We start from the raw sequence: 15,395 nt of genomic DNA, 5'->3' as shown, positions 1-15,395 counted from the left end.
ATCCCCGGTATCTCCCGTGAAAGCCTTCCTCACCCGGCGGAGCGGCGCCCTGAGCCTCCTGCTCGCCGCGTGGCTCGCCCTCGTCCCGGCCACCGCCGCGCACGCCGACGGCATCCGGGCCCAGCAGTGGGCCCTGGACTCCCTGCACGTCCAGCAGGCGTGGCGCCTGACCAAGGGCAAGGGCGTCACCGTTGCCGTACTGGACACCGGTGTGGAGGCCGACCACCCCGACCTCACCGGCAACGTCCTGCCCGCCAAGGACCTGATCGGCTTCGGCGCGCGGCGCGGCGACGACACCTGGGCGCGGCACGGCACCGCCATGGCCGGCATCATCGCCGGGCACGGCCACGGTCCCGGCGGCGCCGACGGAGTCCTGGGCCTCGCCCCCGAGGCGAAGATCCTGCCCGTCCGGGTGATCCTCGAGGACGGCGACGCGGCCCGCGCCCGCGCCCGCACCACCCGGGGCGACGCGCTCGCCGACGGGATCCGCTGGGCCGCCGACCACGGCGCCGACGTCATCAACCTCTCCCTCGGCGACGACTCCGACTCCGCGCACCCCGAGCCCGCCGAGGACGAGGCCGTCCAGTACGCGCTGAAGAAGGGCACGGTCGTCGTCGCCTCGGCGGGCAACGGCGGCGACAAGGGCGACCACGTCTCCTACCCGGCCGCCTACCCGGGAGTGATCGCGGCGACCGCCGTGGACCGCTACGGCACCCGCGCCGCCTTCTCCACGCGCCGCTGGTACGCCACCGTCAGCGCGCCCGGCGTGGACATCGTCATCGCCGACCCGGACCACAGGTACTACAAGGGCTGGGGCACGAGCGCGGCCTCCGCCTTCGTCTCCGGCGCCGTCGCCCTCATCGAGGCCGCGCACCCCGGCCTGACGCCCGCGCAGATCAGGAAGCTCCTGGAGGACACCGCCCGCGACGCCCCGGTCGGCGGACGGGACGACTCCCGCGGCTTCGGCATGATCGACCCCGTCGCCGCCATCGAGGCCGCCGGCCGTGTCAAGCCCGTGGGGCTGCGCGCGGCGGCGTACGGCGAACGGTACTTCGGGCCCGGCCCCGACACCGCGGTGAAGGACGACGGCGCCGACTGGGCGGGCCCCCTCGCGGGCGGCGCCGGGGGCGTCCTGCTGGTCGCCGCGGCCGTCCTGTGGCGCGGACGGCGCGAACGGGACGACCTCCACGACTTCCAGCCGTAGCGGCCCGGGGCCCGGGGCGGGCGTGCGGCGGAGCCCGCCCCGCCCGTCGTCAGCCGGCCGTGGAAGAGGAAGGCGCAGCGGACGACGGAGCGGAAGGCGCAGCGGACCGCGCGGCCGCAGCGGCGGGCGTCGTGAACACCGACACCGCCGCCCGTGCCGACGCCTCCACCAGCGAGATGCCGGCCTCCTTCGTCGCGTTCCCGTGGGACAGGGCCGCCACCAGGTAGTCGTCCCCGCCCACCGTCACCCGCCCGATGCTGTTGACGACCCACAGACCGGTGGTGCTGCGCGGCAGCCAGCCGTTCTTCAGGGCCCACGCGGAGCCGTCGGCGGCGGCGGACACGCCCCAGTCCTGGTCGTCCGCGACCCCTCCCATCAGGCCCTGGAGGTACGCCCGCGACGCCGCGCTCAGCTTCGACTTGCGCCCGAACACCTGCTTGAGCAGGGCGAGCTGGTCGGCGGAGGTGGTCCGGGTCAGCCCCCACAGCGTGCCGTCGCCGCCGGAGGTCGCCGTCAGGCCGAACCGGCGGTTCGCCGCGTCCAGCCCGCCGGCCTCGCCGATGCTCCGCCAAAGCGCCGACGCCGAGTCGTTGTCGCTGTCCTCGATCATCGCGGTGGCGTACGTCCGCTCCCGCGCGGTGAGCCGTCGCCCGGCGTCCTGGGCCTGGAGCAGCAGGGCCGCCAGGATGTCGACCTTGACGACGCTCGCCGTCTCGAAGACCCCGTCCCCGTACCCGGCGCCCTGCCCGGAGTCGAGGTCGAGGACCGCGACCGAAACGGCGGCGCCCGCCGCCACCGGCACCGATCCCATCGCCGTGGCCAGGAGCGCCGTCCGGCCCGCCACCGGCTCCCTCACCGCCTCCACCCCCGCTCTCCCGCTCGTCCCCGTCGGCGCCGGGGCCGGCGCCGACGGGGACGATACGGCGCCGGAGACCGTGCGGGCCGAGCCCGTGCGGGCCGTCAGGTACGCGGTGCCCGTGGCCGTGACGCCGACGAGGACGGCGCAGACGAACGCGGCGCGCAGCGGGCGCCCGCGTCGGCAGGGGCGCGGGCGGCGACGGTGGTGGCCGGGGGCCGGGGACTCCATGGCCGCGATGGTCGTGGCGGCGGCTGTGCGTGCCGTGGGGCCGGCGTGAGACGCGGGTCGGGGGAGCCTGAGAAAACGGTGAACGGCCCCCGATAGGCTCGGGGACGTGGCGAACAAGAACATCCCCGACCCCGGTTTCTCCGACGACGACGGCTCCGCCGACCCGCGGCTGAGCGCGGCGCTCGCCGCCTGGGCCGAGGACCGCACCGCCGTGGACCCGGTGCTGGGCGCGCTCGCGGGCGCCCGGCTGCTCGTGCCCGTCGTCGCCGTGCTCGGTGAGGTGGAGGAGGACGAGAGGGGCCTGCGCCGCGAGAAGACCAGCGACATGGCCGTGCCGACCCTGAAGGCCGGTCACCGCACCGCGCTGCCCGCCTTCACCTCCACCGCCTCCCTGGCGCTCTGGGACCCGGCGGCCCGCCCCGTGGCCGTACCCCTGCGCCAGGCGCTGGAGGCCGCCGCGCACGAGCAGGCGGACACGGTCGTCCTGGATCTGGCCGGGCCGGTCCCGTTCGAGCTGACCGGGTCCGCGCTGCGCGCGCTCGCCGAGGGCCGCACGACCGCCGACCCGCTGGCGGACCCGGCGGTCGTGGCGGCCGTACGGGACGCGGTGGCCGCCGAACCGGCCGTGCTGAGCGCCTGTCTGGGGCCGGGGCAGGCCGACGGCACCCTCGCCCTCGTCCTCGACCCGGCGGCCACCGCGGCCCCGGCCGACACCGCCCGTGCCGTCGCCGGGCGCCTGGCCGCCAGCGACACACTGAGGGCCCGCCTGGTGCGCGGCCTCGACCTGGCACTGCTGCCGGCCGGGGCGACGCCGCCGGGCGAGCCCTTGTACGTGCGGGGGTAGGCGGGGGCGGGATCAGCCGTAGATCGGGCCCGTGTACTTCTCGCCCGGGCCCTGGCCCGGCTCGTCCGGGACCAGCGAGGCCTCGCGGAAGGCCAGCTGCAGCGACTTCAGGCCGTCGCGCAGCGGTGCCGCGTGGAAGGAGCTGATCTCGGTGGCGCTCGCGTCCAGCAGACCGGCGAGCGCGGTGACCAGCTTGCGGGCCTCGTCCAGGTCCTTGTAGGTGTCGCCCTCCTCGGTCAGTCCGAGCTTCACGGCGGCGGCGCTCATCAGGTTGACGGCGACCGTCACGATCACCTCGACCGCGGGAACCTCCGCGATGTCGCGGGTCATGGCGTCGAAGTCGGGGGTCTCAGGAGGGGTCTCACTCATGTCCCACACGATAGGTGGTCCCGCCGGTCGCGCCTCGATTAGCCCTTGTCAAGCGATCCTGCTAATCTGGTGGGCGACCGGCTGGACGCGCGTGCTCCACGGCTAGCGAGTCCGGCCCACAAGTGGAGGCTTCGAACTCCCACCTGACCGCCCCCAGGGCGGCGGGTCACCGGTCAGGCGGTCCCGTCCCAGCGGCGGCGACCCGCCCGAAATGCGCGCCCCGCGGCCATCGCGGCGGTCGCTCCGGTAGTTCGAGGAGCCCCGCCTGTGATCGTCCGGGGCATTTTTTCTGCTTCGGCGCGGTTAGGTCTTAGGAACACAGACGTACGCGGCTGTCCGCCAGACCGTCGCGTGGTGCTACCGAGGAGGATCCATCAGCGCCGAGCCCCGCATCAACGACCGGATTCGCGTTCCCGAGGTGCGACTTGTCGGTCCCAGTGGCGAGCAGGTGGGCATCGTCCCGCTGGCCAAGGCACTGGAGCTTGCGCAGGAGTACGACCTGGACCTGGTCGAGGTCGCGGCGAACGCCCGTCCGCCCGTGTGCAAGCTCATGGACTACGGGAAGTTCAAGTACGAGTCGGCCATGAAGGCCCGTGAGGCGCGCAAGAACCAGGCGCACACGGTCATCAAGGAGATGAAGCTCCGGCCGAAGATCGACCCGCACGACTATGACACCAAGAAGGGTCACGTCGTCCGGTTCCTCAAGCAGGGCGACAAGGTCAAGATCACGATCATGTTCCGTGGTCGCGAGCAGTCCCGCCCCGAGCTGGGCTACCGACTGCTGCAGCGCCTCGCGGAGGACGTCCAGGACCTCGGTTTCATCGAGTCGAACCCGAAGCAGGACGGCCGGAACATGATCATGGTTCTCGGTCCGCACAAGAAGAAGACCGAGGCGATGGCCGAGGCCCGCCAGGCGCAGGAAGCCCGCAAGGCGGACGCGAAGGCCAACCCCGGCCGCTCGCAGAACGCCGCGGAGATCGAGGCGCCTGACGAAGAGCCCGCCGAGGAGCACGCCGAGGCGTGACCCCCGGGACCTCGCGTCCCAGGTTGTAACCGAAACAAGAGCGACGCTCCATCCGTGCCCGGTTCTCGTGACCGGGCACCGGAGCGCCACCGACGAGGAGAGAACGGCGCTATGCCGAAGAACAAGTCGCACAGCGGTGCCAGCAAGCGCTTCAAGGTCACCGGCTCCGGCAAGGTGCTCCGTGAGCGCGCCGGCAAGCGCCACCTGCTCGAGCACAAGTCGTCCCGTCTGACGCGTCGCCTGACCGGCAACGCCGAGATGGCCCCGGGCGACGCCAAGAAGATCAAGAAGCTTCTCGGCAAGTGACGCGGCGGCGCGTGATCCCACGATCACCGCGCGCCGTACGTCAGGACCGGGACCCAATCGTTTCCGGGCCGTGTGAGCACAACCACGGCCCCGCTACAAGGAGTCAAACAAGTGGCACGCGTCAAGCGGGCAGTCAACGCCCACAAGAAGCGCCGGGCGATCCTCGAGCAGGCCTCCGGCTACCGCGGTCAGCGTTCGCGCCTGTACCGCAAGGCCAAGGAGCAGGTCACCCACTCGCTGGTCTACAACTACAACGACCGCAAGAAGCGCAAGGGTGACTTCCGCCAGCTGTGGATCCAGCGCATCAACGCCGCTGCCCGCGCCAACGGCATCACGTACAACCGCTTCATCCAGGGTCTGAAGGCCGCGAACGTCGAGGTCGACCGCAAGATCCTCGCTGAGCTGGCCGTCAACGACGCGAACGCGTTCGCCGCGCTCGTCGAGGTCGCCCAGAAGGCTCTGCCGAGCGACGTCAACGCGCCGAAGGCCGCGTGACGCTGCGCTGGCTCGAGTCGGTGTTGTAGGACCCGCAAGCTTTCAGGCTTGCGGGTCCTGCTGTTGGGCCTGCGGCCGTTGCCGTCCGGCTGCGGGTCCGGTCGTGGTTGCTCGCGCCCACGCGGCGGAGCCGCATATCGAAACAGCCCGCACCCCTTTCAGGGGCGCGTACGCCACCGCACGTAGTTATCCGAAGGTAAGAGGATGCCCCCCGCCACTCCCGAGCTGATCTCACCCCGTTCCGCCCGTGTGGCCGCCGCGCGGCGGCTGGCCAAGCGGAACTTCCGGGGGAAGGACCGGCTCTTCCTCGCCGAGGGGCCGCAGGCCGTGCGGGAGGCCGCCGCGCACCGCGCCCCGGGCGGCGACGCCACGCTCGTGGAACTCTTCGCCACGGTGGAGGCCGCCGAGCGCTACGCCGACATCGTGGGGGAGGCCCGCGCCGCCGGCGCCCGGATCCACCTCGCCGCCGACGAGGTCATCGCCGACATCTCCACCACCGTCACCCCGCAGGGCCTCGTCGGGACCTGCCGGTTCCTCGACACGCCGTTCGAGGAGATCCTCGCCGCCCGGCCCCGCCTCGTCGCGGTCCTCGCGCACGTACGCGACCCCGGCAACGCCGGTACGGTGCTGCGCTGCGCCGACGCGGCCGGCGCCGACGCCGTCGTCCTCACGGACGCCTCCGTCGACCTGTACAACCCCAAGGCCGTACGCGCCTCCGTCGGCTCGCTGTTCCACCTGCCGGTCGCCGTCGGCGTCCCCGTCGAACAGGCCGTCGCCGCCCTCAAGGGCACCGGGGTGCGCATCCTCGCCGCCGACGGCGCGGGCAGCGACGACCTCGACGACGAGCTGGACAAGGGCACCATGGGCGGCCCCACCGCCTGGGTGTTCGGCAACGAGGCCTGGGGCCTGCCCGAGGAGACCCGGGCCCTGGCCGACGCCGTCGTCCGCGTCCCCATCCACGGCAAGGCCGAGAGCCTGAACCTCGCCACCGCGGCCGCCGTATGCCTCTACGCGTCGGCCCGCGCCCAGCGCGCCCGCGGAGGATGCCGCTCCCTCACCTCGAACTAGTAGGGTGACCAGCTCGGGGGCCCGCTGCACCGTCGGGAAGGTGGGGTAAGGGATGAGTGTCGGCACCAGCGGGGCGGTACCGGGCGCACGCGGGGCGGTACCGGGCGCACGCGGCGCGCGCCGGGCAGCCGCGCCACCTGCCGCTGCCGCTGCCGCCGCCGGCCCGGCCGTCGACCCGGACGAGCTGCCCGACGGCCTGGTGATCGCCGACGAGAACGGCCGCGTCACCTGCTTCAACACCGCCGCCGCCCGCATCACCGCCGTCCCCGCCGGCCAGGCCCTCGGACAGCACCTGGACAAGGCCCTGCCCCTGGAGGACCTGGAGGGCCGCCGCTGGTGGCAGCTCACCGACCCCTACGGCGGCCTGGCCATCCGCGTGGCTCAGCCCGAACGCAACCTGCTGCTGCCCGGCGGCCGGGAGGTCCTGGTGTCGGCCAGCTACGTCCGCGACCGGCCCACCGGACCCGTCCGCCGCGTGATCGTCTGCCTGCGCGACACCGAGGCCCGCCGCCGCACCGAACGCAGCCACGCCGAGCTGATCGCCACCGTCGCCCACGAACTGCGCTCGCCGCTGACCTCCGTCAAGGGCTTCACCGCGACCCTGCTCGCCAAGTGGGAGCGGTTCACCGACGACCAGAAGCGGCTGATGCTGGAGACCGTCGACGCCGACGCCGACCGCGTCACCCGGCTCATCGCCGAACTGCTCGACATCTCCCGCATCGACTCCGGCCGGCTGGAGGTGCGCCGCCAGCTCGTCGACATAGGGGCCGCGGTCGGCCGGCACGTCCAGGCCTACGTCGCCGCCGGCCAGCCCGCCGACCGGTTCCTCGTCCGCCTGGAACAACCGCTGCCCGACCTCTGGGCCGACCCCGACAAGATCGACCAGGTGCTGAGCAACCTCATCGAAAATGCGGTGCGGCACGGCGAGGGAACGGTCACCATTGACGTCACGCCCGCGGCGTCCCCCCGAGAGGGGGAGGACGCCGGGACGTCGGTCACGGTGAGCGACGAGGGGCCCGGCATCCCGGAGGAGTCCATGAACCGCGTCTTCACCCGCTTCTGGCGGGGCAGCAAGCGCGGCGGCACGGGCCTCGGGCTCTACATCGTCAAGGGCATCGTCGAGGCCCACGGAGGCACCATCACGGTCGGCCGCGCCGTCGGCGGCGGCGCGCGGTTCCGATTTACCCTGCCCGTGGGCACCCCGGCGCACCTCCTCTGAGGAGCGGCCGAGGCCCCACGGGCGCATCCGCTTTCCCCCGCCCCGTTAGACTCGGCCATTGGCACCTTTGTGTCCCACCACTGGAGACGGAATGTCCACGAGTCGGTGACGGGGACCGTCAGCCAGCCGATCGGAAACACGGGAAGAGATGTCCGCACCCAATAAGTCGTACGACCCTGTCGAGGTCGAGACGTTGAAACCGGAAGAGATCGAGCGCATGCGGGACGAGGCGCTCGCCGCCTTCGCCGCCGCGGACTCCCTCGACGCGCTCCACGAGGCCAAGGTCGCCCACACCGGCCCGGCCTCCCCGCTGGCGCTCGCCAACCGCGAGATCGGCGCCCTGCCCCCGCACGCCAAGGCGGACGCCGGCAAGCGCGTCGGCATGGCCCGCGGCGCCGTGAACAAGGCCCTCGCCACCCGCCAGGCCGAGCTGGAGGCCGAGCGCGACGCCCGCGTCCTGGTCGAGGAGGCCGTGGACGTCACGCTGCCCCACGACCGCGTACCGGCGGGCGCCCGGCACCCGCTGACCACCCTCTCGGAGCGCATCGAGGACATCTTCGTGGCCATGGGCTACGAGGTCGCCGAGGGCCCCGAGGTCGAGGCCGAGTGGTACAACTTCGACGCCCTGAACATCGGACCGGACCACCCGGCGCGCAGCGAGCACGACACGTTCTTCGTGCGGGGCGGTGACGGCGGCGCCGACTCCGGCCTCGTGCTGCGCACCCACACCTCGCCCGTGCAGATCCGCTCCCTGCTGGAGCGCGAGCTGCCCGTCTACGTGATCTGCCCCGGCCGGGTCTACCGCACCGACGAGCTGGACGCCACGCACACCCCGGTCTTCCACCAGGTGGAGCTGCTCGCGGTGGACGAGGGCCTGACCATGGCCGACCTCAAGGGCACCCTGGACCACATGGTGCAGTCGCTGTTCGGCGAGGGGATGAAGACCCGGCTGCGGCCGAACTTCTTCCCGTTCACCGAGCCCAGCGCCGAGATGGACATGGTCTGCTACGTGTGCCGCGGCGAGTCCGTCGGCAACCCCGACCGCCCCTGCCGCACCTGCTCCAGCGAGGGCTGGATCGAGCTGGGCGGCTGCGGCATGGTCAACCCGCGGGTGCTCACCGCCTGCGGCGTCGACCCGGAGAAGTACAGCGGCTTCGCCTTCGGGTTCGGCATCGAGCGGATGCTGATGTTCCGCCACAACGTCGAAGACATGCGAGACATGGTCGAGGGTGACGTCCGGTTCACCCGGCCGTTCGGGATGGAGATCTGATGCGGGTCCCGCTTTCTTGGCTGCGGGAGTACGTCGACCTGCCGGCGACGGAAACCGGCCGCGACGTCCAGGAGAAGCTGGTCTCGGCCGGCCTCGAGGTCGAGACCGTCGAACACCTCGGCGCCGACCTCAAGGGCCCGCTCGTCGTCGGCCAGGTGCTGACCATCGAGGAGCTGGAGGGCTTCAAGAAGCCGATCCGGTTCTGCACCGTCGACGTCGGCCGGGCCAACGGCACCGGCGAGCCGCAGGAGATCGTCTGCGGCGCCCGCAACTTCGCCGTCGGCGACAAGGTCGTCGTGGTCCTGCCCGGGGCGACGCTGCCCGGCGGCTTCTCCATCAGCGCCCGCAAGACCTACGGCAAGACCTCGCACGGCATGATCTGCTCCGCCGACGAGCTGGGCATGGGCGACGACGGCACGCACGGCATCATCGTGCTGCCGCCCGAGCACGAGGTCGGCGCCGACGCCATCGAGCTGCTCCAGCTCGTCGACGAGGTCCTGGACATCGCGGTCACCCCCGACCGCGGCTACTGCCTGTCGATCCGCGGCGTCGCCCGCGAGGCCGCCATCGCCTACGGCCGCCCGCTGCTCGACCCGGCCCTGCTGGACGTACCGGCGCCGAACGCCTTCGGCCACCCGGTGAAGATCTCCGACCCGTTCGGCTGCGACCGCTTCACCGCCCGTACGGTGACCGGCCTCGACCCCGAGGCGCGCTCCCCGATCTGGCTGAGGCGCCGCCTGCAGAAGGCCGGCATGCGGCCGATCTCGCTCGCCGTCGACATCACCAACTACGTGATGCTGGAACTGGGCCAGCCGCTGCACGCCTACGACCGCTCCCGCGTCCAGGGCGCCATCGGGGTGCGCCGGGCCGAGCGCGGCGAGCAGCTGACCACCCTCGACGGCGTCACCCGCACACTGTCCGCCGAGGACCTGGTCATCACCGACGACCGCGGCCCGATCGGCCTCGCGGGCGTCATGGGCGGCGCGAACACGGAGATCGACGACACCGAGGGCACCACCACCGAGGTCGTCGTCGAGGCCGCCCACTTCGATCCGGTCGCCATCGCGCGCACCGCCCGCCGGCACAAGCTGACCTCCGAGGCGTCCCGCCGCTTCGAGCGGGGCGTCGACCCGCAGGCCGCCTCCGCCGCCGCGCAGCGCACCGTCGACCTGCTGGTCCTGCTCGCCGGCGGTACCGCCGAGGCGGGCGTCACCGAGATCACCGCACCGGCCGCGCCGCGCACCATCGCCATCCCGGCCGACCACCCCGACAAGGTCGCGGGCGTCACCTACGGCCGCGAGACCGTCGTACGGCGGCTCCAGCAGGTGGGCTGCGACGTGTACGGCCAGGACGAGCTGATCGTCACCGTGCCGTCCTGGCGGCCCGACCTGACCGACCCGAACGACCTGGCCGAAGAGGTCATCCGCCTGGAGGGCTACGAGAACCTGCCCTCCACGCTGCCCCGGCCGCTGCCCGGCCGCGGCCTGACCGCCCGCCAGCGGCTGCACCGCCGCGTCGGCCGCGCGCTGGCCGGCGCCGGCTACGTCGAGGCGCCGAACTACCCGTTCATCGGCGAGGCCGTCCTCGACCAGCTCGGCCTGGACGCCGACGACCCGCGCCGCACCGTGGTCACCCTCGCCAACCCGCTCTCCGACGAGGAGCCCGCCCTGCGCACGACGCTGCTGCCGGGCCTGCTCGGCGCGCTGCGCCGCAACGACGGGCGCGGCAGCCACGACCTGGCGCTGTTCGAGACCGGCCTGGTCTTCCGGCCCACCGGCCAGGAGGAGGCTGCGGTCCGGCTGCCCGCCGACCGCCGGCCCGCCGCCGACCAGCTCGCCGCGCTCGACGCCGCGCTGCCGCGCCAGCCCCGCCGGGCCGCCGTGGTGCTCGCCGGCGCCCGTGAGCAGGCCGGCTGGTGGGGCAAGGGCCGCCCGTCCGACTGGGCGGACGCGATCGAGGCGGCGCGGACCGTGGCGCGCGAGGCCGGGGTGGAGCTGAGCATCCGCGCCGACCAGCACGCCCCCTGGCACCCCGGCCGGTGCGCCGCGCTGTACGCCGAGGTGGACCGCGCCGAGACCCTCGTCGGCCACGCCGGCGAGCTGCACCCGCGCGTGGTCAAGGCGATGCACCTGCCGGAGCGCACCTGCGCCATGGAGATCGACCTCGACCTGCTCCAGCGGGCCGGGGACGGCGTCGCCCGGGCGCCGCGGATCTCCGCGTTCCCGGTCGCCACGCAGGACGTCGCCCTGGTCGTCGACAAGCCGGTCCCGGCCGTCGAGGTCGAGGCCGCGCTGCGCGAGGGCGCCGGTGAACTCCTGGAGTCCCTGCGGCTGTTCGACGTCTACGAGAACGCCGAGCAGCTCGGTGACGGGCGCAAGTCGCTGGCGTACGCGCTGCGGTTCCGCGCCCCCGACCGCACGCTGACGGTGGACGAGGCGTCAGCCGCCCGCGACGCGGCGGTGGCGCTGGCCGCCGCGCGGACCGGGGCGGAGCTGCGGAGCTAGCTCCGCAGCGTCCCCGGGAAGGGGCGGGGGACTGCCGGCCGGTCGCCGGGCGCGGGTCGTCCTTCGGCCGGCCGCGCCCGCGGCGGAGCCGCTGTCGACAGCGCCCCGTGCCCCTTTCGGGGGCGCTTCGCGGGCCCCCTCACTCGTTCGGGTGGCAGAGGCCGGGGTTCCGGTTCCCTGCCGCGGACGCGATCGACAGAATCGGACCGGCCCTTCGGGGCCGGTCCGCGCTGTCAGCGCCTCTTGGGGGGCCATGGTCATGATCCGCATCAGGGCTGGGGCTCCCCGCGGAGTGCGGCCGGGCGCCGTGTTCCTGGCCGTGAGCACCTGCACCGGCCTCTTCCTGCACGCCCGCCGGGCCATGCTGCGCGAGCTGCGGCAGGCCCGCGCGGTCGCGGGCGCCGCGCAGAGCGTGCTGCTGCGGCCCCTGCCGCCCCGCGTCGCCGACCTGGACGTGGCGGCGGCCCAGCTCTCCGCGGACCCGGGCGCGGCCGTCGGCGGTGACCTGTACGAGGTGATCCCCACCGAGCACGGCGTACGGATCGTCATGGGCGATGTGCGCGGCCACGGTCTCGCCGCTCTGGGCACCGCCGCCACCGTCCTCGGCAGCTTCCGCGAGGCCGCCCACGACGAGGCGGACCTCGCGGGCGTGCTGCGCCGCCTGGACCGGGCCCTGGCCCGCCACCAGCGCGCCCGGGACGATGCGCGGGAAGCGGCGGCCGCCGAGGACTTCGTCACCGTCCTCCTGGCGGAGATCGCCGCCGACGGCACCCTGCTCGCCCTCAACTGCGGGCACCCGTGGCCGTACCGGCTGGGCGGCGGGACGGCCACGCCCGTGTCCCGCCGCGAACCGCTGCCGCCGCTGGGCCTGTTCCCCCTGCCGTCCCGCCTGCCCGTCGCGGAACTCGGCCGCCTGCTGCCCGCCGAGACACTGCTGCTGCACACGGACGGAGTGGAGGACGCACGGGACGCCCGCGGCCGGTTCTTCCCGCTGGGAACCGTCCTCGCGCAGACCGCCCGCGCCGGTCCCCTCTCCGCGCAGTCGGTGCTCCGGGCCGTCTTCACCCGCCTCCTGGGCCACACCGGTCACCGCCGCGCCGACGACGCCGCCGTCCTCGTCGTCCAGCGCCGCCCGTAGGGCGCTCGCGGTGCCCGTCCCGGCACCTGGTCGCCGCCCGCCCCGCCACGGAGTGTCGGGCAGACGGCGGAGCGGGCGGCGCGGCAGCGGGCCGCCGCACGGTGCGAGGGGGAGCGGGCGGCCCGGCCGGCCTCTTGGCGAGGCACCTCAGTCAACCGGCAGCCCCCGCCACGCGACAGTGCGCGCACCGCGCGGATGCGGGCACTTGCTTCACACCCCGTGTGAACCGCCCCGCACTACGCTGTCCGCACCGAGCCACCCGGGGGGTTCGACATGCAGCCCAACACTCTGCTCGACGCGATCCTGGACGAGGCGGGCATCTCGCACGCCGGTCTGGCCGCGCACGTCAACCAGGCGGGCCGGGCGCGCGGCCTCGCGCTCCGCTACGAACACACGGCCGTGGCCCGGTGGTTGAAGGGCCAGCGGCCACGCGGTCAGGTGCCCGATCTGATCTGCGAGGTGCTGGCCGCCCGCCTGCACCGGCCCGTCACCCTCGACGACATCGGCCTGGGCGTCCCCGGCGGGCCGTCCGTCCCGCACGGCACCTCCCTGTCCGGTTTCGTCGAACGGGCCACCGCCCTGTGGCGCTCCGACGAGCAGCAGCGCCCGCACGTCCTGGGCGCCCCCGCCGTGACCGGCACCCCGGCCGTGATGCCGGTGTGGGAATGGGAGAACCCGCCCGAGGACGTGGACGTCTCGCGGGGCGGCCGGCACCGGGTCACCCCGGCCGACATCGAGATGCTGCGCGCGGCCCGTACGCACTACGAGCAGATGTACCGCAAGGCCGGCGGGGTGGCGACGCGCAGCCGCATCGTGGGCTTCCTCAACACCGAGGCGGCCCCGCTGCTGCGCGGCGGCTACACCGACGCCACCGGCCGCCAACTGCACCGGGCCACCGGCGGGTTGGTGGCGGTCGCCGGGATCTGCGCGTACGACTCCGACGCGCACGGCCTCGCCCAGCGCTACTTCCACCAGGCGCTGCGGCTCGCCAAGGCCAGCGGGGACCGGGGGCTGGGGGCCTATGTGATAGCGCTACTGGTCAACCAGGCGCTGTTCATGCGGGAGTACCGGCAGGCCGTCGCCTTCGCCGAGGCGGCGCTGCGCACCGCCGGCCGGCACATCACGCCCGCGCTCGCCTCCGACCTGTTCGCGATGCAGGCCAAGGCGTACGCCCATCTCGGCGACGGCACGAGCGCGCTGTCCTGCATCCGGCGAGCCGAGCAGGCCGCCGAACGCATCCGGCGCGGACACGAGCCCGACGAGACCGGATACGTCCAGCCGGGCCTGGTCAACGTCCAGGTGGCGGAGGCGCTGCTCAGTCTCGGCGAGCTGGCCGCGGCCGAGGAGCACGCCACCGAGGCGGTGGACAACCCCGCGCACGACCGCGGCCGGGTGCACCGCCTGGCCATGCTCAGCACCATCGAGCTGCGCCGGGGCAACGTGGAGCAGGCGGTGGCCACGGCGGTCAGGATGACCGAGCAGGCCCGGGGGATGGAGTCCCAGCGGCTGCGGGACCGGCTGCGGGCGGTGCGCGAACACCTCGTGCGCAGCGGCTGCGCGGGCACGGCCGAGGCGGCCGAACTCATCGACGGGGCCCTGCGCGTACCGCTGTTCACGACCCGCTGACCCCCGACGGCCTGTGCCCCTGGGCCGGCTACGGCCGCGCCCGCCCGGCGGCCCGCGGCCCTGGGCCGGCCCACGGCCCTCCCCGTCCGTCCCTGCCGTCCCTCCCCGTCCGCCCCCAACGGCCCACCCCGGCCCTCCCCGTCCGCCCCCGCGGGCCGCCCTGCGCCCGCCGCTGCGCCGTGCGCGGCACGCCGTGCGCCTGCCTCCCGGGTCGCTGGGGCTGCGATATTGCCACTGACCCCACGGAAGGTGGCAGAACCGTGCAGTGGACGAAACAGAACGAACAAACTGTGTACGCAAACCGCTGGTTCACCGTCAACCTCGCGGATGTGGCGCTGCCGGACGGCCGGCACCTCGACCACTTCCTGATACGGCTGCGGCCCGTCGCCGTGGCCACGGTGGTGAACGACGCCCAAGAGGTCCTCCTCCTGTGGCGCCACCGCTTCATCACCGACAGCTGGGGCTGGGAGCTGGCGGCAGGCGTCGTCGAGGACGGCGAGGACGTCGCGCACGCGGCGGCCCGCGAGCTGGAGGAGGAGACCGGCTGGCGGCCGGGACGGCTGCACCACCTGATGAGCGTGGAGCCGTCCAACGGCCTCACCGACGCCCGGCACCACATCTACTGGTCGGACGAGGGCGAGTACGTCGGACACCCCGTGGACGACTTCGAGTCGGACCGCCGGGAATGGGTCCCCCTCAAAGTCGTCCCCGACCTGGTCGCCCGCGGTGAGGTCCCGGCCGCCAACATGGCGGCGGCGTTACTGCTCCTGCACCACCTCCGGCTCGGGCAGGACACCCGGCCCGGTGGCCGGGGGGACCAGGTCCTGTCGTCGCGGGGCAGGCGGGAACGTGACGACAGGAGCTAACGGCACAGTGCCTGCCACAGGGCCACGACCAGGGCGCCCACGGCCGCCAGTGCGGAGACCGTGGGCAGCGGCCAGCGGGAGTGCTCGACGGTGACGAGCCGCGCGCTCAGCTCGTCGAGTTCCTTCGCGGTCTCCTCGGTGCGATGGTTCAGCAGGGCCAGGCCACCCTCCACGCGGGCATATGCCACGTCCAGACGGCGCCGTAACTCTGCGAGGTCTCCGGGAACGGCCGGATGCTCGGGATCGACGGTCACGGACCCGCTCCTTTCTGTAGTCGTCTCACGTCCCTTGCATGTGCATGAGGAGTCAACTCGCCTGGTGGGCGTGGGGGGAGAGTGTGTGAACGGCATATGCGAGTCCGGTGCGCACACGGCG

The 15,395-nt window shown here is 73.8% G+C and carries 14 protein-coding genes and 1 pseudogene; 12 read left to right on the top strand and 3 right to left on the bottom strand.

Going from position 1 to position 15,395, the window contains the following annotated elements; genetic code table 11:
• The first annotated feature begins 16 nt into the window (after nucleotides 1–16).
• Entirely contained in the window at nucleotides 17–1,204 is a 1,188-nt protein-coding gene (gene mycP, locus AB0G56_RS08435; protein WP_360965565.1) for a type VII secretion-associated serine protease mycosin, read from the top strand.
• 49 nt (nucleotides 1,205–1,253) lie between these two features.
• Here mycP and AB0G56_RS08430 read toward each other — a convergent pair whose 3' ends face one another.
• Nucleotides 1,254–2,291: a serine hydrolase gene (locus AB0G56_RS08430; RefSeq protein WP_360965563.1), complete on the bottom strand. Its 1,038-nt coding sequence runs from the start codon at nucleotides 2,289–2,291 to the stop codon at nucleotides 1,254–1,256.
• Between the two features lie 106 nt (nucleotides 2,292–2,397).
• On the opposite strand from AB0G56_RS08430, the gene AB0G56_RS08425 reads away from it, so the two are divergent.
• On the top strand, nucleotides 2,398–3,135 hold the full coding sequence (locus tag AB0G56_RS08425) for an SseB family protein (RefSeq protein ID WP_360965560.1): 738 nt from the start codon (nucleotides 2,398–2,400) through the stop codon (nucleotides 3,133–3,135).
• Nucleotides 3,136–3,147: 12 nt separating this feature from the next.
• Here the strand turns inward: AB0G56_RS08425 and AB0G56_RS08420 are convergent, their stop codons facing one another.
• Entirely contained in the window at nucleotides 3,148–3,504 is a 357-nt protein-coding gene (locus AB0G56_RS08420) for a DUF1844 domain-containing protein (protein WP_360965558.1), read from the bottom strand.
• A 373-nt stretch (nucleotides 3,505–3,877) separates the two neighbouring features.
• Between AB0G56_RS08420 and infC the strand changes: the two genes are divergently transcribed.
• The 10 genes and pseudogenes from infC to AB0G56_RS08370 form a co-directional block, all read left to right on the top strand.
• A complete protein-coding gene (gene infC, locus AB0G56_RS08415) occupies nucleotides 3,878–4,528 on the top strand; it encodes a translation initiation factor IF-3 (RefSeq protein WP_360966046.1) in 651 nt (216 codons plus the stop codon).
• Between the two features lie 111 nt (nucleotides 4,529–4,639).
• Nucleotides 4,640–4,834, top strand: coding sequence for a 50S ribosomal protein L35 (gene rpmI / locus AB0G56_RS08410; RefSeq protein WP_007829094.1), 195 nt, complete (start codon nucleotides 4,640–4,642; stop codon nucleotides 4,832–4,834).
• 111 nt (nucleotides 4,835–4,945) lie between these two features.
• A complete protein-coding gene (gene rplT, locus AB0G56_RS08405) occupies nucleotides 4,946–5,329 on the top strand; it encodes a 50S ribosomal protein L20 (protein ID WP_006141703.1) in 384 nt (127 codons plus the stop codon).
• A gap of 204 nt (nucleotides 5,330–5,533) precedes the next feature.
• Nucleotides 5,534–6,397 (top strand): RNA methyltransferase, encoded by an 864-nt coding sequence (locus tag AB0G56_RS08400; RefSeq protein WP_360965553.1) that lies wholly within the window; start codon nucleotides 5,534–5,536, stop codon nucleotides 6,395–6,397.
• A 52-nt stretch (nucleotides 6,398–6,449) separates the two neighbouring features.
• Nucleotides 6,450–7,616, top strand: coding sequence for an ATP-binding protein (locus AB0G56_RS08395; RefSeq protein ID WP_360965550.1), 1,167 nt, complete (start codon nucleotides 6,450–6,452; stop codon nucleotides 7,614–7,616).
• Between the two features lie 148 nt (nucleotides 7,617–7,764).
• Nucleotides 7,765–8,886, top strand: coding sequence for a phenylalanine--tRNA ligase subunit alpha (gene pheS / locus AB0G56_RS08390; protein WP_360965548.1), 1,122 nt, complete (start codon nucleotides 7,765–7,767; stop codon nucleotides 8,884–8,886).
• On the top strand, nucleotides 8,886–11,390 hold the full coding sequence (pheT, locus tag AB0G56_RS08385) for a phenylalanine--tRNA ligase subunit beta (RefSeq protein WP_360965545.1): 2,505 nt from the start codon (nucleotides 8,886–8,888) through the stop codon (nucleotides 11,388–11,390). The genes pheS and pheT overlap by 1 nt, the downstream gene beginning before the upstream one ends.
• Nucleotides 11,391–11,643: 253 nt before the next feature.
• On the top strand, nucleotides 11,644–12,528 hold the full coding sequence (locus tag AB0G56_RS08380; protein WP_360965542.1) for a PP2C family protein-serine/threonine phosphatase: 885 nt from the start codon (nucleotides 11,644–11,646) through the stop codon (nucleotides 12,526–12,528).
• Nucleotides 12,529–12,801: 273 nt separating this feature from the next.
• Nucleotides 12,802–14,154, top strand: a complete 1,353-nt coding sequence (locus AB0G56_RS08375; protein ID WP_360965539.1) for a transcriptional regulator — start codon at nucleotides 12,802–12,804, stop codon at nucleotides 14,152–14,154.
• Nucleotides 14,155–14,414: 260 nt separating this feature from the next.
• A pseudogene (locus AB0G56_RS08370) lies at nucleotides 14,415–14,957 on the top strand (NUDIX hydrolase); the annotation flags it as partial.
• Between the two features lie 59 nt (nucleotides 14,958–15,016).
• Here AB0G56_RS08370 and AB0G56_RS08365 read toward each other — a convergent pair.
• A complete protein-coding gene (locus AB0G56_RS08365; RefSeq protein ID WP_360965536.1) occupies nucleotides 15,017–15,274 on the bottom strand; it encodes a hypothetical protein in 258 nt (85 codons plus the stop codon).
• Nucleotides 15,275–15,395 lie beyond the last annotated feature (121 nt).

This window comes from Streptomyces sp. NPDC021356 (assembly GCF_040641015.1).
Taxonomy (GTDB): domain Bacteria; phylum Actinomycetota; class Actinomycetes; order Streptomycetales; family Streptomycetaceae; genus Streptomyces.
The sequence above is the reverse complement of the archived record's forward strand: the minus strand, read 5'-3'. Positions and strand labels throughout refer to the sequence as shown.